The sequence below is a fragment of the Massilia mucilaginosa genome (assembly GCF_011682145.1).
Taxonomy (GTDB): Bacteria; Pseudomonadota; Gammaproteobacteria; order Burkholderiales; family Burkholderiaceae_D; genus Telluria_A; species Telluria_A mucilaginosa.
Map to the genome: position 1 here is coordinate 1 of NZ_WHJH01000033.1, position 18,080 is coordinate 18,080.

The following is an 18,080-nucleotide window of genomic DNA, read 5'->3' on the forward strand; positions in this document are numbered from 1 at the left end:
TTTTTCATGACTTCCCCTTTCGATAGTGGCTGACAGATTCGCCAAATTCGTTTAGACCACGCTGACTTACAAATGTCGCGTCACCGTAGGTCTCGGGACGGGGAAGTCCCTTTCATTCATTCGGACAAGGCCTGAGCAGTGCTGCATTTACCAGCCAGGAGCGTTGGTATTGTTCAGGCCGTGTCCGAATGCCAGACCTGACACCGGCTGGTAGACAGAAATGTAATCCACATCAAGGAATTTCCAGAACGCAAACCTTAGCATTCTGTTGACGGCTGCCTTTCGCAACGTCCAACAGAAAAAGAAAAGGTCTTATCATGCGCTCGCTTCCTCTCCGCCTCGCCGGCACCTGCCTCGCCACCGCTTCCGCCCTCCTCTCGCTGCACGCCCAGGCCGCCGAGCCGGCGCTGCCGGTCATTCATCAGGAACTGCTCGCGCCGCCCGCGCTGCCGCCGCAAATCACGCGCAAGACGCCGGCGCGCGTGGTCGTCAACCTGACCGTCGAGGAAATCGAGCGCGAGATCGCACCTGGCACGCGCTACACCTTCTGGACCTTTGGCGGCACCGTCCCCGGCAAGATGATCCGCGTGCGCGAAGGCGACACGGTCGAACTGAACCTGCAAAACCTGGCCGGTAACAAGCTGCCCCACAATATCGACCTGCACGCGGTTACCGGCCCCGGTGGCGGCGCCGGGCAAACCCTGATCGCACCGGGCAATCAAGCCAGCTTCACCTTCAAGGCGCTGGCCCCCGGCCTGTACGTATACCACTGCGCCACCGCGCCCGTCGGCATGCACGTCGCTAACGGCATGTACGGCATGATCCTGGTCGAACCCAAAGAAGGCATGTCCAAGGTCGACAAGGAATACTACGTCATGCAGGGCGATTTCTACACCACCGGCGCCTACCGCGCTCCCGGCCTGCAGGGCTTCGACATGCAGAAAGCGGTCGACGAGCGGCCAACCTATGTGCTGTTCAACGGCGCCGACGGCGCACTGACCGGCCAGGGCGCGCTGACCGCCAAGGCGGGCGACAAGGTGCGCATGTTCTTCGGCGTGGGCGGACCAAATATCGTTTCGAGCTTCCACGTCATCGGCGCCATTTTCGACAAGGTCTACACCGAAGGCGGTTCCCGCTTCCAGGAAAACGTCCAGACCACGCTGGTGCCGGCGGGCGGCTCGACCATCGTCGAATTCGTGCCGCGCGTCCCGGGCAACCTGACCCTGGTCGACCACTCGCTAACGCGCGCCTTCAACAAGGGCGCGGTCGGCCTGATGGCGGTCAGCGGACCCGAACGGCCCGACATCTACGGCAAGGGCATCAAGACCGCGCTGAAAGGGGCCAAGGCGCCGGCAGTTGCGGCCACCACCCCACCGCTACCCGCCTCCACCAACGCGCAGCGCGTGCGCGGCAAGGCGGTCTACGACAACACCTGCGCATCCTGCCATCTGCCCGACGGCAAAGGCGTCCCGGGCGTGTTCCCGCCGCTCGCCAATTCCGATTTCTTCCAGGAGCGGCCTTACGAGATGGCGCACATCGTGCTGCATGGCCGCAGCGGAGAGCTGGTCGTCAACGGCGAGCATTACAACTCGGTCATGCCGCCGCAGGACCTCGATGACGACGATGTCGCCGCCGTCATCAACTACGTCAGCACCGACATGAACGCCGGCAAACCCGTCATCACGCCGGCCCAGGTCAAGCAGATGCGCCAGGTCAAAACCAATTGACCGCGCGATGAAACGTCAACTGACAATCGCCACCTGCGCGGCGGTGCTGCTGGTGCTGTCCCGCGCCGCCGCGGCCGGCGAGTACGTGGCGCTGCCCGGCGGCGAGCTGCGCTCGGTGATGCCGGCCGACGGCAAGGAGGCGCCGGCCATCGTGGCGGCGTTTTCGATGCGCAGCGCGCCGGTCAGCAACGCCGAATTTCGCCAGTTCGTGCTCGCGCATCCGCAATGGCAGCGCGGCCAGGCGCCGGCGGTGCTGGCTGCGCCCACCTACCTGGCGGCGTGGCGCGGCGCCGCCGACCATGGCGCGCTGGCGCCGGATGCACCGGTCACCAACGTCAGCTGGCACGCGGCGAATGCCTTCTGCGCCAGCGAAGGCGCGCGCCTGCCGCGCTGGCACGAGTGGGAATACGCCGCCGCGGCCGACGCCACCCGTGCCGACGCCCGCGACGATCCCCAATGGCTGGAGCACATCCTGAACTGGTACGCCCATCCGGCCAGCACGCCGCCGTCGCGCATGCGTGCCAATGCGCCGAATTTTTACGGCCTGTACGACATGCATGGCCTGGTGTGGGAATGGGTCGAGGATTACAGCGCGCTGTTCGTCAGTGCCGACAGCCGCACCCAGGACCCGCGCAAACAGCTCGACTACTGCGGCGGCGCGGCGCTCTCGCTGGGCGACCGCCGCAATTACGCGGTGTTGATGCGCATCGCTCTGCTGGCGGCGATGGAAGGCGCGCAGGACGGCGGCTACCTGGGCTTTCGCTGCGCGCGCGACGCAGCCACCGATACATCCAAACTGAAAGACTCACCATGAACACCTTCAATCCCGTGCGCCGCGCGCTCTTGCGCGCGAGCGTCCTTGCCGCCAGCTTCGTCGCGGCCCCGCTGGCGCACGCCGATGCGCTGCCGGCCGATTCGCTGTACCGCCTCTCGGTCCCGCTCAAGGACAGCCAGGGGCGCCAGTTCGACTGGCGCGCGCTGGCCGGCCGCCCGTTGCTGGTAACGATGTTCTACGGCGACTGCAACGCAGCCTGCCCGATCATCATCGAAAACCTGCGCCGCACGGTCGACGCGGTCAAGCCCGCGCCGGGCCGGCTGACGGTGCTGATGGTCAGCCTCGACCCGCTGTACGACACGCCCGGCTCGCTGGCCGACCTGGCCAAATCGCACAAGCTCGATCCCGCCATCTTCCGCCTGGCGGTGGCCGCCAACGAAACCCATACGCGCGCCATGGCCGGCGCCTTGCAGGTCAAGTACCGCGCCGTCACCAACGGCGAAATCAACCACACCACGCGCGTGTGCCTGCTCGACGCCGGCGGCAAACTGCTAGCAAGCAGCACGCAACTGAGTCCCCTGCCCGATCCCGCGTTTGTCGCCCGGATCCGGCTCGCTGTCAAATAGCCGGCGGCGAAAACCAATCTGGATCAAGGATTTTGCAAACGCGCTAAAACTCCGTTGACCACACTATATATAGTCACTAACCTCTCTCCATGCACTACATCTTGTGCCTCATGGAGAGCAAATGATCAATCCACCGCTTCACTTACCCACCCACATCCGCAAGCGCGACGGCGCCGTCAAGCCGTTCGACACGACCCGCATCGAGTCGGCCATGCAGCGCGCCGCTCAGGCCAGCGGCGAGTTCGATGCCGGCACCGCGCACAGCCTGACCCGGAACGCGGTGCTGCCCGCGCTGTCCGCACTGGCCACCGCCACGCCCGGTGTCGAACAAGTCCAGGACGCGGTCGAAACCGCCCTGTTCGAGGCCGGCCACCGCGCGACCCTGCGCGCTTTTGTCGTGTATCGCGAGCAGCACCACGGCCTGCGGCGCGACCGCAAAAGCCTGATCGACGTCGAAGCGTCGATGAACGAGTACCTGGAGCAGCGCGACTGGCGCGTCAACGCCAACGCCAACCAGGGCTATTCGCTGGGCGGACTGATTCTGAATGTATCGGGCAAGGTGATCGCCAATTACTGGCTCGATCACGTTTATCCGCCCGCCGTGGGTAGCGCCCACCGCAACGCCGACCTGCACATCCACGACCTCGACATGCTGGCCGGCTACTGCGCCGGCTGGTCGTTGCGCACACTGCTGCACGAAGGCTTGAACGGCGTGCCGGGCAAGATCGAATCGGCGCCGCCGAAACACATGTCGAGCGCCATCGGCCAGATCGTCAACTTCCTCGGCACGCTGCAGAACGAATGGGCGGGCGCCCAGGCGTTCAGCTCTTTCGACACCTACATGGCGCCATACGTGCGCGTCGACTCGCTCAGCTACGAGAGCGTCAAGCAGTATATCCAGGAGCTGATCTACAACCTGAACGTGCCGTCGCGCTGGGGCACGCAGACGCCGTTCACCAACCTCACCTTCGACTGGGTGTGCCCGGAAGACCTGCGCGAGCAGGTGCCGCACATCGCCGGCGCCGATATGCCGTTCACCTACGGCGACTTGCAGGTCGAGATGGACATGATCAACCGCGCCTACATCGAGATCATGATGACGGGCGACGCCAAGGGACGCGTGTTCACTTTCCCGATCCCGACCTACAACATCACCGAGGACTTTGCGTGGAATAGCCCGAATGCGGAACTGCTGTTCGAAATGACGGCGCGCTACGGCCTGCCCTACTTCCAGAACTTCCTCAACTCGGAACTCAAGCCGAACATGATCCGTTCGATGTGCTGCCGCCTCCAGCTCGACCTGCGCGAACTGCTCAAGCGCGGCAATGGCCTGTTCGGATCGGCCGAACAAACCGGCTCGCTCGGTGTGGTGACGATCAACTGCGCGCGCCTGGGCTACCTGCATGCGGACGACGAGGAAGGCCTGTTCGAGGCACTCGACCGCCTGCTCGACCTGGGCCGCGACAGCCTGGAGATCAAGCGCAAGGTCATCCAGCGCCACATGGACAATGGCCTGTTCCCGTACACGAAGCGCTACCTGGGCACCCTGCGCAATCACTTTTCGACCCTGGGCGTGAACGGCGTCAATGAGATGATCCGCAATTTCACGTGGGGCGAGCACGATATTTCGAGCGACTGGGGCCACGCCTTCGCCCTGCGCCTGCTGGACCACGTGCGCGCGCGCATGCTCGAATTCCAGGACCAGACCGGCCATATGTACAACCTCGAAGCGACGCCCGCCGAAGGCACCACCTACCGTTTCGCGCGCGAAGACCGCAAGCGCCATCCCGACATCCTGCAGGCCGGCACCGACGCCATGCCCTACTACACCAACTCGTCGCAGCTGCCGGTCGGCTTCACCGACGATCCGTTCGAGGCGCTGGAACGGCAGGATCCGCTACAGCGCAAATACACCGGCGGCACCGTGCTGCACCTGTACATGAGCGAACCGCTGTCGACGGCCGACGCCTGCCGCTCGCTGGTCAAGCGCGCCCTTGGCCGCTTCGGCCTGCCCTACATCACCGTCACGCCGACGTTTTCGATCTGCCCCAAGCACGGTTATCTGGGGGGCAGCCATCCGTTTTGTCCCAAATGCGATCTTGACCTGATCGCGCGCAAGCAACGCGAAGTTGCGTAACCAACCAAGGAGTTATCCATGTCAGACCTGAGCCAAGCTGTATTTTTCGCACCCCAAACCATCACCCTCACCGACGCCGAGCGCCAGCCCTGCGAAGTCTGGACCCGCGTGATGGGTTATCACCGCCCCGTGTCGTCCTTCAACACCGGCAAGAAGGGCGAGTTCCACGAGCGCACCTGGTTTACCGAGCGCGCCATTGCGGCGCGCAGCTAGCGTGGGCGCCGGCGCGCTGCGGGTGGGCGGGGTCACCGCCTTTACCGCGACCGATTTTCCCGGCAAGCTGGCGGCCGCGGTGTTCATCCAGGGATGCCCGTGGCGCTGCGGCTACTGCCACAATCCGCACCTGCAACCGCGCCAGCGCGGGCCGCACTCCTGGGCCGACGTGATGGCGCTGCTGGTGCGGCGCGCCGGCTTGCTCGATGGCGTGGTGTTCAGCGGCGGCGAGCCGACCATGGACCCCGCGCTGCCGTTTGCGATGGCGGCGGTACGCCAGATGGGCCTTGCGGTCGGACTGCACACGGCGTGCATCTACCCGCGCCAGCTGAAGGAGGTGCTGCCGCTGGTCGATTGGGTGGGGTTCGATATCAAGGCCCCATTCGAGGCCTACCAGCGCGTGACGGGCGTGGCCGGCAGCGGCGAGCCGGCGCGGGCCTGCCTGCAGATGATCGTCGAGAGCGGCGTGGCGCACGAGTGCAGGACCACGCTGCATCCGGCACTGTTGTCGGAAGCCGAGGTGGAGGGCCTGGCGATGACGCTGGCCGATGCCGGCGTGCGCAATTACGCCATCCAGACCTTCCGCGCGCAGGGCTGCGCGGATGCCGGCCTGAACGCGACGGCGGGTCCTGTCATGAACGCAGCGGCGCTGCAACGCATTGGCGCGCGCTTCGACACCTTCGTAATGCGGCCCGCGTGAAACAGACAGCCAGCAAGTTCCAACTACCTACGAGCCGTCTTCCCCGCGCAGGCGGGGACCCATAGCACGTCTGAGCAGAGGTGGTATGGGTCCCCGCCTGCGCGGGGAAGACGGTGGTTTAGCGCAGCACACCGATATCGGTGCGCAACTGCGCTGCCAGTTCTTCCGCCTGCGCCTTGTCAAAATCCGCATGCATCTTCTTGCGCACTCCAAGTTCACTGAGCAGCACATGCCGGTCCGGCACCACGCCGTGCCGCGCCAGGCACTGGCGCGCGCAGGCCAGCGGACAGCCGTCGATCGCCAGCACAGGGCGGCCCGAGCGCGCCAGCTTGACCAGCGGCGCCACGCCGCCGCCAACGCCGGCGATGCACGACATTTCGGCCGCGCCGCTGCGATCGAGCGACAGCGCCAGGTAATTCGCCATCTGCGCCGCGCTCGAACATCCCGAACACGAATACACCAGCGGCAGCGCCGCCCTGTCGGTACCCATCATCAACCTCCCTTACATGGCAGAGCCCCGGCGCCAGCGCGCCGGCAGCAAACGCTCCGGATCGAACAGCGCAACGTCAATCGCGTCGAGCGTGTTTTTCACCAGCAGCCCCAGTTCGGTGTCGCCCTCCATCGTCAGGCGACGTGCGAAAAACAGCGTGTCCGGATCTTCGCGGCGCTGCGCCAGCAGCAAAAAATCGCGCGCACTGGCGCCGATCGACAGATCCGGTTTCTCCTGCGCCGCAATGGCCACGAAGCGCGATCCGTGCCAGCTCACATCGAAGCGCAGGCCGGCATCGATGACGACGATGCCAATCGAGCGCTTGTCCATCGCCGCGCGCACGTCGCCGGGCAGGTGCGGCCCGAGCACGCGGCTCAAGCCGGCGGCAAACAGCAGCGAACCCGGAAAGCGCGGCAGGCGCCCAAGCACACCGGCCAGCGGCTTGGGCAACAGCGGATACGCGTGCGGCTTCATGCTGCCTCCCGCTTGTCGAACGCCATGCCCGGCTTGCCGTGCCAGTAGCCGTCACAGGCCGCCGCCGGCATCAGCGGCGCCAGAGCGGCCTGCGCCTGCGCCGTCTCCAGCTCGCGCCGGCGCGCGCGGTCGAACAGCGCCACCACGGCGTCGGTATGCTGCGCCTGTGGACTGATGCGCAGCACGTCCACGCCCATCGACGCCATCACCGCCATTTCGCCCAGCAGGTTGTACACCAGGTGCGACTGGATCTGGGTGCCGTTCAGGATCAGGAAGGTATCGGCGTCGCGCGTGCGCAGTTCCAGTCCGTCCGGGTGCGCCATGCAGCTGAACTGGCAATCGTCCTTGCCCAGGTTGCGGTGGCGCGCCGTGAAGCAGCGTGCGGAGAACGCCAGCGGCATGCGGCCATACGCGAACACCTCGGTTTCCAGCCCCGTCGGCCGGCTTTGCTGCATCGTTGCCAGTGCGGCGCGGCCCATCTCCAACGGCATCACCCAGCGCCGCGCGCCCAGTTGCGCCATCAGCGCCACGCTGTCTTCGTTGTACAGGTTCAGGTGCGGACCGGCCACGAACGGCAAGCTGCCGTCCAGGCAGTGCACGGCGCCGATATCGTTCGCTTCGACCGCAAAGCGTCCGTTGCAGGTGAGCTTGCGCAGATTGGTCAGGTCGCTGCCCGATTCCAGCAGGGCCTGGGTCGACAGCACCACCTCCTTGCCGGCGTCGGCCAGCATGGCCGCCAGCGCCAGCCAGTCGGGCAAGCGCAGCTCGTGGCGGCGCGAGCACACCGTTTCGCCAAGGTAGACGATATCGACCGGGCTTGCCGCCACCGCGTCGTAGAACGCCATCATCGTATCGCGCGGCCAGTAGTACAACACCGGTCCGAGGGCCAGTTTCATCATTGTGCCTCCCCTATTTCCATGAGCGGTGGTAGGCGCCCAGCGTGTGCTGCTGCCCCTCTGCCACCTTGTTCAGATCGGCCATCCACGCCTGTTTGGCCGAAAACCGCATCGGACTGGCGCGGTACTGGTCGATCGCTTCGCGCCATACGCGCGTTACCTGCGCCACGTAGGCGGGACTGCGCTGGCGCCCTTCGATCTTGATCGCGCTCACGCCCAGTTCAATCAGCTGCGGCAGCAGTTCCAGGGTATTCAGGCTGGCCGGTTCCTCGATCGCGTAAAACTGTTCGCCGGCGACGTCGAAGCGGCCCTTGCACAGGGTTGGATAGTTGGCCTGCTCGCCGTCGGCGTAGCGATCGATCAGCACCTCGTTCAGGCGCGACTCCAGCCCGGCCGGGGTCTGCTGCCAGCGCACCGCCTTGGCCGGCGAGCACACGCCATGCGTGTTGGGCGACTCGCCCGTTGCATACGACGACAGCGCGCAGCGCCCCTCGACCATTACGCACAGGCTGCCGAAGCCGAAGACTTCGATCTCGACCGGGGTATTGCGCACCACTTGCTCGACCTGCGCCACCGACAGCACCCGCGGCAGTACCGCGCGCGCAATGCCGAAGTGGCGGTGGAAGAAATTGATGGCCTCGTAGTTGGTGGCCGAGCCCTGCACCGACAGGTGCAGCCGCAGCGCCGGATAGCGTTCGGCGGCGTAGCGCATCAGGCCCGGGTCGGCCAGGATGATGGCGTCGATGCCGGCGCCGGCGGCGCGGTCGATGGCGCGCCGCCACAGGGCGCCGGCGGCGGGCTGCGGATAGGTGTTCAGCGCCAGCAGCACCTTGCGCCCGCGCGCGTGGCTGTAGGCGATGCCCTGTTCGATCGCGGCCTCGTCGAAGTTCAGGCCCGCGAAGTTGCGGGCGTTGGTCGCGTCGCGAAAACCGAGGTAGACGCAGTCGGCGCCATTGTCCACGGCCGCCTTGAGGGCCGGCAGGCTACCGGCCGGGCACACCAGTTCGAACGGCGTGGCGCCGTTGGAAGAATTTGACATCGTGTTCATTCGTCGTAAGGTGGGGACTGCACTGTAGCCCGACGGCATGCCGAAAATCTTTGACCTGCATCAAGGATTTTCGGACTGCGATGCGGCGACAATGATGTCATGCAAAAACAGCAGGAGACCACGATGGACACAATCGGAAGCTATCTCGAAGCCGACCATGTGCGCTGCGACGCGCTGTTCGCGGATGCGCGGCGCGCCGTGCGCAAAGGCCTGTGGCGCGAGGCGGGACACGCCTTCGCCACCTTCTGCCACGCGCTCGAACGGCATCTGCTGATGGAGGAGCGAATCGTCTTTCCGGCCTTCGAGAACTCCATCGGCGCCGCCAGCGCCCCCACCGCGTCGATGCGCAGCGAGCACCTGCGCATTCGCGGCGTGGTGCAGCGCTTATCGAACGCGCTGCGCGAACGCGACACCGAAGCCTTCCTCGATCACGCCGATACGCTCGGCATCGTGCTGTACCAGCACAGCGAAAAGGAAGAAGGCGTGCTCTATCCGATGATCGAACGGGTGCTCGCGCCCAGCTGCCACAAGCTGGTGGCGGCCATGCAGGCCTTCGGCGCGCTGGACCAACTGGCCAGCGCGGCATGAACGCCGCCGTCCCGCACACCGCGCAAACCCACCACATCGACGTGCGCGGCCTGGAGCCGCCCGAACCCCTGGAACGCGTGCTCGATGCGCTCGATCGCCTGCCCGACGGCGACCATCTGTGCATGCTGATCGAACGCGAACCGCGCCCGCTGTACCGCATCCTGGCGCAAAACGGCTACGGTCACGCCACCAGCGCGCTGCCCGACTACCTGTACGAAGTGCGCATCTGGCGCCGCATTCCGGCCGCCTGACGCATGCAGCGCACCCTCTCGCTCGAACAGTCGCCGCCGCTCGGCGCGGTGCTGCGCTACTTCTTCGCCACGCCGCTGTTCGCACTGCTGGCCGCCGCGCTGCTGCTGTGGCAAGGCGCGCCGGCGCTGGCCTCGCGCTGGTCGCCAGCCACGCTGGCGCTGACCCATCTGCTCACCCTCGGCACCCTGGGCATGACCATGGCCGGCGCGCTGATCCAGATCCTGCCCGTGGTGGCCGGGGTGTCGCTGCCGCGTGCGCGCATCCTGGCGCCCGGCGTGCATGCGCTGCTGGCCGGCGGCACGGCGGCCTTGTGCTGCGCCTTCCTGTTCACCCAGCCCTGGCTGTTTCAACTCGCGCTGGCCCTGCTGCTGCCCGGCTTCGCGTGGCTGATCGGCGCACTCACGGTCGCCCTGTGGCAGATGCCGCCGCCCGGCGCGATCCCGATGACGGCCACCGTCCGGCTGGCGCTCGGCAGCCTGGTCGTGACGGTGTGCCTGGGCGCGCTGATGGCATGGGCCTTCGCCCGGCCCGGATCGCACGCACCGCTGCCGCTGATGCTGGCCACCGACCTGCATGCGCTGTGGGGTGTGTTCGGGTGGGGCGGACTGCTGCTGGCCGGCGTGTCGTTCCAGGTGGTGCCGATGTTCCAGGTCACGCCGCTGTACGGCAAACCGCTGCCGCAGGTGCTGGGCGTGGCGATCTTTTTGCTGCTGGTGCTGTGGACCGTGAGCGCCACCGCGCTGCGCGCGCGCCTGCCCTGGATCGACACCCTGGCCAGCGCGCTGCTGCTGGCCGCCTACGCCGTCTTCGCGCTGGCCACCCTGCGCCTGCTGGCGCGCCGCAAGCGCCCGCAGGCCGACGCCATGACCCTGTTCTGGCGCCTGGCCATGGCCAGCATGCTCGCCTGCGCGGCGCTGTGGGCGCTGCCGGCCGGCGTGGCGGGCGAAGGCCGCACCCTGGCGATGGGCGTGCTGATGCTGGTGGGTTTTTTGTACTCGACGATTAACGGCATGCTGTACAAGATTGTGCCGTTCCTGGTCTGGCGCGAGCTGCAGGAGCGCGCGGCCGAAGGCCAGCGCGCACCTGCCATCAAGACGCTCATTACCGACCAGGTGGCGCAGCGCCAGTTCTGGCTGCATGCCGCGGCCCTGGCCCTGCTGCTGGCGGCCTGCTGGTGGCCGGCGCTGCTGGCGCGGCCGGCGGCGGTGGCGATGGGCCTGTCGGCCGCATTCCTGCTGGTGAACCTGTCGATGGCGCTCAGGCGCGGCTACAGCGCGATGAGCACCAGGGTGTCGAGCACCGCCCCGGGCGGAAAGCCAATGGTGCGGTAGCGCGGCGGATAGCTGGCGTCGAGCAGCTTCAGGGACCCGGTCTTGTTCATCAGTTCATCCCAGGCCACCGCGATCGGCTCGACCGGCTCCCCGTCGGCGACCACGCGGTTCAGCACCACCATCGAGGTTTTCGGCAGCAAGGTCGCCACGCCCTCGGTCCAGACGCTCATGGTGACCACGCTGCCATCGGCTGCCTGCATCAACTGACAGCTGGCGACGTAGATATCGATGCCTTTGCGTTCATGGAATCTGTCGAGCAGCTGTTTCTGGCCGCCGTAGTCGGACGCCAGCGACTGCAACTGAAGCGCCTTGAGCCTGGCCGCCACCGGCTCTTCGGGGATATGCTGCACGGCGCGGCCCTTGTGGAAGCGGTACATCAGCGCCGATATCTGGCGTCCCTCCTCGTCCACGTAGCGCTGCGCCAGTTCGGTCATGGCCAGCATGCCCGCAAGGTTGACGCCGGACGTGGCGATCATGCGTCCGCGCGTGGGGATCATCATCACCGGGTCGGCGCCCAAATTCAGCTGGTGCACGATATCCGGGAACAGCAGGCGCGAGGTGTCGTACGAGTCGTTCCAGGCACTGACAAAGACGCCCGGCACCACCTCGTCGAACCTGGACACCGTGCGCTCGCGCAGATTGTCCAGCGCGACGGCCAGGCATTCCTCGATACTGACGCCCCAGCCTTTCAACATGGACGCGGTGATCGGCTGGACCGCATGTTCGGTATCGTAGGCGAGCATCAGCACGGCGTCTTCGCTGAACGGCAGCGTGGCCTGCGCATCGTGCCCGACGTCGTTGGTGCACGCTTGCGTCAGGCGCAGCAGGTCCGGCGTCGCGCGGTTACGCAGGATCGGCAGCAAGGCTTGCCTGGCTGCGGCAAACGTGGCCGGCATGGACCGCGGCACAAACGCGGCGGCGTAAGCGGCAATGACCCCGGCGCGCTCGTCGTTGCCGGCCCGGCAGTACTCGTTGTACGCATTGTGCAGATTGAGCACGCGGCTGGTATCGGCCCCGATCGCCAGGCTGAAGGCGTCCGCATCGTAGCGGATGGTTTCGGTAATCCCGAGCCGGCGGGCGGCGTCGGTCATCAGGGTGGCAAATTTTGCCGGCGTCAGCTTCGAGCCGAACAGATCGAGGATTCCCACGGACGGTCTCCCATTATCTAGTTGATATAGGGAAATTGTACCTGCTTGCGGCACCGATCTGGCGGCGGCGGCTTAAGTTACGCTGAATACAGAGCTGTACGGCAACACGACAGATATGAAATGTACTATCTTGGCGTCTGGCGCCGAGCTTCCTTTGCGCCGCTCAACCTCGTGGTACCCATGCTCGATCAAAATTTGCCTGTCGCCGCCCCCGGCGCCCATCCGGACATCCTGTACGGGCCGGCCGAACCCGCCCTGCTGAAACACGAAATTCTGGCCGACCTGCTCGAAGCGAGCGCCCGCCGCATGCCCGGCCAGCTTGCGCTGATCTATCGCGAGCGCAGCCTGAGCTATGCCGAGCTGGACCGGCTGGCCGACCTGGGCGCCTCGCGCCTGATCGGCCTGGGCGTGCGTCCCGGCCAGATTGTCGGCCTGTGGATGATGCGCGGCATCGAGTTGCTGCTTGCGCAGGCCGCCATCGCCAAGGCCGGCGCCGCCTGGCTGCCGGTCGACCAGGATACCCCGGTCGAGCGCCTCGCCGTCTGCGTGGACGACGCCAGCGCCGTCGGCGTGGTCACCAGCGCCGCGCTGGCCGGCCAGCTGGCCGGCAACGCCACCGCCGTCTGGTGCGCCGAGGACTTGCTGGCCCCGCTGGCGGACGGCGAATCGGTGCAGCGCCGCGGCGAGGTCTCGCCCGACCAGCCCGCCTACGTCATCTATACCTCCGGCTCGACCGGCAAGCCGAAAGGCATCTTGATTACCCAGCGCAGCATTTGCCACTTCCTGCGCAGCGAAAACGCGGTGCTCGGCGTGCGCGCGGACGACCGCGTGTACCAGGGCTTTTCGGTCGCCTTCGACATGTCGTTCGAGGAAATCTGGATTTCCTGGCTGGTCGGCGCCACCCTCTGGATCGGCCCCAAGGACATTGCCGGCGACCCGGAAACGCTGCCGCGCATGCTTGCCGCCAACCATGTGACCGTGCTGCACGCCGTGCCGACCCTGCTGGCCCTGTTCGCCGACGATGTGCCCGGCTTGCGCCTGATCAATTTAGGCGGTGAAATGTGCCCCGACGCCGTGGTCGAGCGCTGGTCCGCTCCCGGGCGCCAGATGTTCAATACCTATGGCCCGACCGAGGCCACCGTCTCGTGCAGCCTGGCGCGCCTGGAACGGGGGCGCGCGATCACCATCGGCACGCCCTTGCCCAACTACGGCCTGCTGGTGATCGGCACCGACGGCCCGGGCCTGGCCTTGCAGCCGCGCGGCACCACGGGCGAACTGTGCATTACCGGACCGGGCCTGGCCGCCGGCTACCTTGGGCGGCCCGATCTGACGGATGAAAAATTCCTGGCCAACCCCTGGTCCAGCGGCCCGCACGACGAGCGCCTGTACCGCACCGGCGACCTGGCGCGCATCGACGCCGACGGCGAAGTGCAGTGCCTCGGCCGCACCGACGACCAGGTCAAAATTCGCGGTTTCCGCGTGGAATTGGGCGAAATCGAAGCCGTGCTGGCCCAGCAGGCGGGCGTGGGCACGGTGGCCGTGCTGCTGCGCAAGGACGATGGCATCGACCGGCTGGTCGCCTACCTGGTGCCCGCCGCCGGCGCCAGCGACGAGGCCGTGTCCGGCCCCACGCTGCGGCGCGCCCTGGCCGAACAGTTGCCGGCCTATATGGTCCCGAGCCGCTACCAAGCCTTGCCGCTGATGCCGCGCCTAACCTCCGGCAAGATCGACCGCAAGGCGCTCAAGGCCATGCCGCTGGCCGCGCTGGCCGCCGCCGATGGTTCTGACCAGCCCGAAACCCCGGCCGAAGAAGCCCTGTTCGCGGCCCTGGCCGGCTTGTTCCCGGGACTGCCGATCCGGCGCGACGCCGACTTTTTTGCCGACCTGGGCGGACATTCCCTGCTGGCGGCACGGCTGGCCTCGGCCTTGCGCGCCGATCCGGCGTTTGCCCACGTTACCGTGCGCGATATCTATCAGCAGCGCCAGATCGGCAAGATCGCCATCGCCCTGATGGATGCGCCCGCCGCCGGCGCGCTTGAACCAGACTGGACGGCGCCGTCCGCCACCCGGCGCTGGCTGTGCGCGGCCGGCCAGGCGCTGGCCATTCCGCCGCTGGTCACCCTGCGCATGGCGCAGTGGCTGGCACCGTTCTTTACCTATCACTTTTTCACCGGCGAACCGGGCGACTCGGTTGCGCGCGCCGTAGCCGCCTCGATCGGCGTGTTTTTGTTTGCCACGGCGATGGAATTCGTCATCGCGATTGCCGGCAAATGGCTGATCGCCGGACGCCTCAAGGCCGGGTCCTACCCGCTGTGGGGCTGGACCTACTACCGCTGGTGGCTGGCCGACCGCCTGGTCGAGTCGGCCCCGGTCTACCTGCTGAGCGGCTCCTCGCTGTACGTGTGGTGGCTGCGCGCCCTCGGCGCCAAGATCGGCAGCGAGGTGCTGGTTGGCTCGATCACCCTGCGCGCGCCGGACTTGCTCGACATCGCCGATGGCGTTAGCATCGGCAACGCCGTCAACCTCGAAAACGCCCGGGTCGATCGCGGACGCCTGCTGCTGGGCACCATTTCGCTGGGCGAGAACGCGGCGGTGTCGTCCTACGCCGTCCTGGAAGGCAATACCTCGGTGGGCGCGCTCGGCCACCTTGAAGGCCAGGCCGCACTGGCCGATGGCGCCAGCGTGCCGGCCGCGCGCGTGTGGGGCGGTTCGCCCGCGCGCGACCAGGGCCCGTTCGTCTCCAGCCTGCCGCCCCGGCCCAAAGTCAGTGCTGCGCGCCTGGCGGGCGAAGCCGTGTTTTTCGTGCTCGGCATCTTGCTGGTGACGACGGTGTTCTTCATGCCGGTGTTTCCGAGTTTTGTGCTGATCGACTGGTTGGATGAGATGGAGGTCATGCCCTGGCTGCAAGGCAAGCAGGTCATGACCCAGCTGGTGCGCTACTTCCTGCTGGCGTTTCCGGCCAGCGCCGTGCTGATCGTGCTGACCGCGCTGGTCTCGGCCGCGATCCGCTGGGGCGGCCTGCCGCGCCTGAAACCGGGCCGCTCGGCCGTCCACAGCAATATCTATTGTGCCAAGTGGCTGGTGAGCCATATCCAGGAATCCAGCCTGAACGTGCTGCATGGCATTTACGCGACCGTATTCGCCCCCTTCTGGTACCGCCTGCTGGGCGCCAGGGTCGGGCGCGATGCCGAGATTTCGACCGCGCTCGGCGTGGTGCCCGACATGCTGACCCTGGGCGACGACACCTTTATCGCCGACGCCGTCATGCTCGGCGACGAACACATCGACGGCGGCTGGATGACCATGCAGGCAACGGTGGTATCGCACCGCAGCTTTGTCGGTAATGGCAGCTATATTCCCGACGGCACAATCCTGCCGGAACGGGTACTGGTCGGCGTGCACACCCATGCGCCGGACAACGCGCGCATGGCCAGCGGCGACACCTGGCTCGGTTCGCCGGCGATCCACCTGCCCGCGCGCGAGCAGGTCGGCGGCTATCCGGAATGGCTGACCTACCGGCCATCGGCGCTGCGCCGCATCGGGCGCACGCTGGTGGAAACCTTCCGCATCGTGGCACCGCACGCGCTGGTGATCGCCGTCGGCTACACGGTCGTGCTGGACGTCATGCCGGCCGCGGCCGCAGGGCTGTGGGGCGAGGTGAGCGCCGACCTGGCGCTGGCCGGGCTGGTGTACGGCATCGGCAACTTCGTGTTCGTGCTCACGCTCAAGTGGCTGCTGCTGGGCCGCTACCGCAAGCGCTCGGCGCCGATGTGGACCCCGTTCGTGTGGCTGTCGGAAGGCGTGACCAATCTGTACGAGGGCATCGCCGTGCCCAACTTCATGCGCTATCTGCGCGGCACGCCCTGGCTGCCGGTGGCGCTTCGGCTGCTGGGGTGCAAAATGGGGCGGGGGATCTATCTGGATACCACCGATATCACCGAGTTCGACTGCGTCTCGATCGGCGACTACAGCGAGCTCAACGCCTTGGCTTGCCCGCAGACCCACCTGTTCGAAGACCGCGTGATGAAGATCGACCATATCGAGATCGGCAGCAAGGTCACGATGGGGCCGCGCAGCTCCGTGCTCTACAGCGCCAAAGTCGGCGACAATGCCCGCCTCGGCCCGCTGACCCTGGTGATGAAGGGCGAGCATATTCCGGCAGGCACCAGCTGGGCGGGTTGCCCGGCGGCGCCGACCGTCATTGCCAGTCCAACCTCGATAAAATAGACTGGCGCATTCATCCCTTTCAAATAGAAAGCCATCCATGGCGAACCGCGCACTGCTACTGAATACATCCGTCCTGACCAGCAACCCATTTGCCCTGGCCCGCGACGCCGACAAGCCGGGAAACAGCTACGCTGAGGTTGCCGAAGCTGACTACGCGATTCCCGTGCCCTGGTTTTTCTGTTTCAAGGCGGACGATATCCAGCTGGTCACGGTCGAGTTTGATGAAGACGAAGACGAGGACGAGGAAGCAATCGAAGTCGGATTGCCGTGTACCACCGTTGCCAAAGCCATCGACAACATGGCGCAGGCATTGCCGCACTTCGAGGCGATCGCCGGCGACCAGGCTTTGGGCAGGGCTTACTGGCAAACCGCCATGGATGCTTTGACGGCACTGCCGCTGCCGTATTTGACCATCAATCCGCTTGAAATCATGTTCATGGGCGACCCGCTCGAGTACGCCGACGAGATGGCGCAGGCATTTGCTGGCGATGCGGCGGCAATCGCGCAGATCAAGAACCTTGCTGGCTACACGGATGGCATTGCGCCATACCAGCCCGAGCTTGCGGCCGGTGGAGGCGCGCCAGGCATGGACAATGCCCGCCTCGCCAATGCGGTCGCGCTGCATGGTGGCTTCCATAACAGCATGTAAGGTCGGCCGGGTTTCGCGCAGATCGAACTGACATCAGAAAGCCATCCATGCCCAATCGCTCAGTACTATTGAACACATCGGTCCTGACCAGCAACCCGTTTGCACTGGCCCGCGATCGGCACAAACCGGGAAACAGCTATGCGGAAGTGGCCGAGAGTAACTTCAGCATCCCCATCCCCTGGTTTTTCTGCTTCAAGCCGGAAGATTTTCACCTGGTGACGGTGCAGTACGATGACGACGAGGCCGACGGCGACTACGCCGAGGACGAAGCGCCCTTTGTCATCGCCTTGCCCTGCACGAGCGTGGCCCAGGCGCTGGACAACATGGCGCGGGCATTCTGGCACTTCGAGGCCATTGCCGGCGACAAGGTCATCGGCAAGGCTTATTGGCAAAAAGCGATGGACTCGCTGGCGGCACTGCCGCTGCCCTTCCTGGCCATGAATCCGCTTGAGTTCATGTGGCTGGGCAAGCCGCTGGAGTATGCGGCGTTGATCAAGGAAGCCTTTGGCGGCGGACCAACGGCCATGGCGCAGATCAAACACCTGTCTTGCTACAAGGATGGCGTCGTGCCGTACCCACCCGAGATGCTCACGCGTGAAAAGTGGGGGGACGAGCGCCTCGCCAATGCGGTCGCGCTCGACGGGGGTTTCCGCTGATGGCGGCATGCCAACGCTTGAGAACCTGAATCTTCAGCAACCCAGACGCCGGTGTTTGATATTGGTCAAGGGCCAAAGACAGTTTTGCGACGGCGCCTTCGATGGCACTGGTAGCCTCCTCCGTACCGACGTATGAATCCTGC

At 66.1% G+C, this 18,080-nt stretch carries 15 protein-coding genes and 1 pseudogene; 11 read left to right on the forward strand and 5 right to left on the reverse strand.

Annotated features, from left to right (window positions below; all coding sequences use genetic code 11):
* Positions 1-317 precede the first annotated feature (317 nt).
* The 5 genes and pseudogenes from nirK to F2P45_RS22145 all read left to right on the forward strand — a co-directional run bounded on the left by nirK (position 318) and on the right by F2P45_RS22145 (position 6,178).
* On the forward strand, positions 318-1,727 hold the full coding sequence (gene nirK, locus F2P45_RS22120; RefSeq protein WP_166880007.1) for a copper-containing nitrite reductase: 1,410 nt from the start codon (positions 318-320) through the stop codon (positions 1,725-1,727).
* Positions 1,728-1,734: 7 nt separating this feature from the next.
* Positions 1,735-2,541 carry a formylglycine-generating enzyme family protein gene (locus F2P45_RS22125; RefSeq protein WP_166880009.1) on the forward strand — a complete coding sequence of 269 codons (807 nt, stop codon included), beginning with the start codon at positions 1,735-1,737 and terminating at the stop codon, positions 2,539-2,541.
* Complete coding sequence (locus F2P45_RS22130; protein WP_166880011.1) at positions 2,538-3,128, forward strand: SCO family protein; 591 nt, start codon at positions 2,538-2,540, stop codon at positions 3,126-3,128. Before F2P45_RS22125 ends, F2P45_RS22130 begins: the two co-directional genes overlap by 4 nt.
* Positions 3,129-3,249: 121 nt before the next feature.
* A pseudogene (locus F2P45_RS22135) lies at positions 3,250-5,478 on the forward strand (ribonucleoside triphosphate reductase).
* A complete protein-coding gene (locus F2P45_RS22145) occupies positions 5,462-6,178 on the forward strand; it encodes an anaerobic ribonucleoside-triphosphate reductase activating protein (protein ID WP_223164806.1) in 717 nt (238 codons plus the stop codon). Before F2P45_RS22135 ends, F2P45_RS22145 begins: the two are co-directional and overlap by 17 nt.
* Positions 6,179-6,296: 118 nt before the next feature.
* Here F2P45_RS22145 and F2P45_RS22150 read toward each other — a convergent pair whose 3' ends face one another.
* From F2P45_RS22150 to ubiU, 4 genes are read right to left on the reverse strand one after another with little or no spacing between them, the layout of a single operon-like run.
* A complete protein-coding gene (locus tag F2P45_RS22150; RefSeq protein WP_166880103.1) occupies positions 6,297-6,668 on the reverse strand; it encodes a putative zinc-binding protein in 372 nt (123 codons plus the stop codon).
* A 12-nt stretch (positions 6,669-6,680) separates the two neighbouring features.
* Entirely contained in the window at positions 6,681-7,142 is a 462-nt protein-coding gene (gene ubiT / locus F2P45_RS22155) for a ubiquinone anaerobic biosynthesis accessory factor UbiT (protein ID WP_166880017.1), read from the reverse strand.
* The gene (gene ubiV, locus F2P45_RS22160; protein WP_166880105.1) at positions 7,139-8,038 is read right to left on the reverse strand and encodes a ubiquinone anaerobic biosynthesis protein UbiV; all 900 of its coding nucleotides are present in this window, start codon (positions 8,036-8,038) and stop codon (positions 7,139-7,141) included. Before ubiV ends, ubiT begins: the two co-directional genes overlap by 4 nt.
* A gap of 13 nt (positions 8,039-8,051) precedes the next feature.
* Positions 8,052-9,086: a ubiquinone anaerobic biosynthesis protein UbiU gene (gene ubiU / locus F2P45_RS22165; RefSeq protein ID WP_166880019.1), complete on the reverse strand. Its 1,035-nt coding sequence runs from the start codon at positions 9,084-9,086 to the stop codon at positions 8,052-8,054.
* Positions 9,087-9,209: 123 nt separating this feature from the next.
* Between ubiU and F2P45_RS22170 the strand changes: the two genes are divergently transcribed.
* From F2P45_RS22170 to F2P45_RS22180, 3 genes are read left to right on the forward strand one after another with little or no spacing between them, the layout of a single operon-like run.
* Positions 9,210-9,674 carry a hemerythrin domain-containing protein gene (locus F2P45_RS22170; protein ID WP_166880021.1) on the forward strand — a complete coding sequence of 155 codons (465 nt, stop codon included), beginning with the start codon at positions 9,210-9,212 and terminating at the stop codon, positions 9,672-9,674.
* Positions 9,671-9,925 (forward strand): DUF2249 domain-containing protein, encoded by a 255-nt coding sequence (locus F2P45_RS22175; protein WP_166880023.1) that lies wholly within the window; start codon positions 9,671-9,673, stop codon positions 9,923-9,925. The genes F2P45_RS22170 and F2P45_RS22175 overlap by 4 nt, the downstream gene beginning before the upstream one ends.
* Before the next feature lie 3 nt (positions 9,926-9,928).
* On the forward strand, positions 9,929-11,257 hold the full coding sequence (locus F2P45_RS22180; protein WP_187367210.1) for a permease: 1,329 nt from the start codon (positions 9,929-9,931) through the stop codon (positions 11,255-11,257).
* Here the strand turns inward: F2P45_RS22180 and F2P45_RS22185 are convergent.
* Positions 11,194-12,405, reverse strand: coding sequence for a DUF1444 domain-containing protein (locus tag F2P45_RS22185; protein WP_166880025.1), 1,212 nt, complete (start codon positions 12,403-12,405; stop codon positions 11,194-11,196). The genes F2P45_RS22180 and F2P45_RS22185 overlap by 64 nt on opposite strands.
* Before the next feature lie 180 nt (positions 12,406-12,585).
* Between F2P45_RS22185 and F2P45_RS22190 the strand changes: the two genes are divergently transcribed.
* Genes F2P45_RS22190 through F2P45_RS22200 form a run of 3 tightly spaced genes read left to right on the forward strand, consistent with a single transcriptional unit; the run spans position 12,586 to position 17,937 of the window.
* Positions 12,586-16,632, forward strand: coding sequence for a Pls/PosA family non-ribosomal peptide synthetase (locus F2P45_RS22190; protein WP_166880026.1), 4,047 nt, complete (start codon positions 12,586-12,588; stop codon positions 16,630-16,632).
* Between the two features lie 37 nt (positions 16,633-16,669).
* Positions 16,670-17,281 carry a hypothetical protein gene (locus F2P45_RS22195; protein ID WP_166880028.1) on the forward strand — a complete coding sequence of 204 codons (612 nt, stop codon included), beginning with the start codon at positions 16,670-16,672 and terminating at the stop codon, positions 17,279-17,281.
* A gap of 47 nt (positions 17,282-17,328) precedes the next feature.
* Positions 17,329-17,937, forward strand: a complete 609-nt coding sequence (locus F2P45_RS22200) for a hypothetical protein (RefSeq protein ID WP_166880030.1) — start codon at positions 17,329-17,331, stop codon at positions 17,935-17,937.
* Positions 17,938-18,080 lie beyond the last annotated feature (143 nt).

What these genes read in the sequence shown, in the direction of transcription:
- F2P45_RS22195 (WP_166880028.1), top strand. Translation starts at nt 16,670, where the DNA reads ATGGCGAACCGCGCACTGCTACTGAATACATCCGTCCTGACCAGCAAC.
- F2P45_RS22150 (WP_166880103.1), bottom strand. Translation starts at nt 6,668, where the DNA reads ATGGGTACCGACAGGGCGGCGCTGCCGCTGGTGTATTCGTGTTCGGGA.
- F2P45_RS22190 (WP_166880026.1), top strand. Translation starts at nt 12,586, where the DNA reads ATGCTCGATCAAAATTTGCCTGTCGCCGCCCCCGGCGCCCATCCGGAC.
- F2P45_RS22125 (WP_166880009.1), top strand. Translation starts at nt 1,735, where the DNA reads ATGAAACGTCAACTGACAATCGCCACCTGCGCGGCGGTGCTGCTGGTG.
- F2P45_RS22200 (WP_166880030.1), top strand. Translation starts at nt 17,329, where the DNA reads ATGCCCAATCGCTCAGTACTATTGAACACATCGGTCCTGACCAGCAAC.
- ubiT (WP_166880017.1), bottom strand. Translation starts at nt 7,142, where the DNA reads ATGAAGCCGCACGCGTATCCGCTGTTGCCCAAGCCGCTGGCCGGTGTG.
- ubiU (WP_166880019.1), bottom strand. Translation starts at nt 9,086, where the DNA reads ATGAACACGATGTCAAATTCTTCCAACGGCGCCACGCCGTTCGAACTG.
- ubiV (WP_166880105.1), bottom strand. Translation starts at nt 8,038, where the DNA reads ATGAAACTGGCCCTCGGACCGGTGTTGTACTACTGGCCGCGCGATACG.
- F2P45_RS22130 (WP_166880011.1), top strand. Translation starts at nt 2,538, where the DNA reads ATGAACACCTTCAATCCCGTGCGCCGCGCGCTCTTGCGCGCGAGCGTC.
- F2P45_RS22175 (WP_166880023.1), top strand. Translation starts at nt 9,671, where the DNA reads ATGAACGCCGCCGTCCCGCACACCGCGCAAACCCACCACATCGACGTG.
- F2P45_RS22170 (WP_166880021.1), top strand. Translation starts at nt 9,210, where the DNA reads ATGGACACAATCGGAAGCTATCTCGAAGCCGACCATGTGCGCTGCGAC.
- F2P45_RS22180 (WP_187367210.1), top strand. Translation starts at nt 9,929, where the DNA reads ATGCAGCGCACCCTCTCGCTCGAACAGTCGCCGCCGCTCGGCGCGGTG.
- nirK (WP_166880007.1), top strand. Translation starts at nt 318, where the DNA reads ATGCGCTCGCTTCCTCTCCGCCTCGCCGGCACCTGCCTCGCCACCGCT.